Annotated in this window: 1 protein-coding gene and 1 pseudogene; both read right to left on the bottom strand. The window is 69.2% G+C overall.

The features are described from left to right. Positions 1 to 373: pseudogene (locus B2X67_RS13720) on the bottom strand (hypothetical protein); the annotation flags it as partial. A gap of 14 nt (positions 374 to 387) precedes the next feature. Then, the coding region (locus tag B2X67_RS13715) for a TonB-dependent receptor domain-containing protein (RefSeq protein WP_286785838.1) at positions 388 to 924 on the bottom strand (537 nt) is incomplete at its 5' end.

Below are 924 nucleotides of genomic sequence, written 5' to 3'. Positions count from 1 at the left end.
CGAGCAGCGGCAAGGCGCCGATGTGGTCGGCCAGGCCGGCGTCCGCCACCGGCAGCGCGCGCCAGGCGCCCTGCTGGCGCAGCGCCTCGAAGGTCCGCGGCGAGGCCGCCCAGTAGACGTCGACATCGCCCTGGCGCGGTTGCGACAGGTAGCCGATGGCATCGTGCGGCATGCGCCAGAGCAGGTTCAGCCGGTACTGCGGATAGGCACGCTCGAAGGCCTCCTCCATTCGCGCGAGCACGGTTTCCGAGTAACTGGTGAGCACGGTCAGCTCGCGGGGCGCGGCCAGCAGCGGGCGTACCGCGCAGAACAGGCCGAGCTGCGCCATGCCGCCGAGCAGGCGCCGGCGGCTGAGGGTTGGGTGAACGGACATGGCGATTTCCTCGATCAGAAGGTCAGGTTGCCTTGCACCAGGTAGGTACGGCCCGGTTCCGGGTAGCCCTCGGCGTATTCGTAGTCGCGGTCGAAGAGGTTCTGCACGCCAGCCTCCAGCAGCAGGCCGCCGTCGAAGCGGTAGCCGAGTTTGCTGTCGATCACCGCGAACCCGTGGGCGACCTGCAGGCCGTCGGTGGAGGTGTAGCGCCGCGAGGCCAGGTCGGCGCTCGTCTGCAGGCGCCAGCGGCCGATCTCCCGGCTGAGGCTGGCGAAAGCCTTGTGGCGCGGCGTATCGGTGAGCCGGACGCGGTCGTCGGAGCGGTTGGTGCGATCCAGGTAGAGGTAGTTGAAGGCCATGTCCCAGCCGAGGAAGGCGCCGTCCAGGGCCAGCTCCAGGCCGTTCACCCGCGCCTTGTCGACGTTCTGCATCTGCGAGCAGGGCGGGCTGGAGCAGGCGCCGGCATCGATGCGCACCGATTGCAGGAGATCGTTGATATCACTGCGGAACAGCGCAGCGTCGAGCTTCCAGGTTTCGCCCAGCGCGCGCTG

This window comes from Pseudomonas sp. UBA3153 (genome assembly GCF_002364635.1).
In the GTDB taxonomy this organism is placed as follows: Bacteria; Pseudomonadota; Gammaproteobacteria; order Pseudomonadales; family Pseudomonadaceae; genus Pseudomonas_O; species Pseudomonas_O kuykendallii.
The sequence above is the reverse complement of the archived record's forward strand: the minus strand, read 5'-3'. Positions and strand labels throughout refer to the sequence as shown.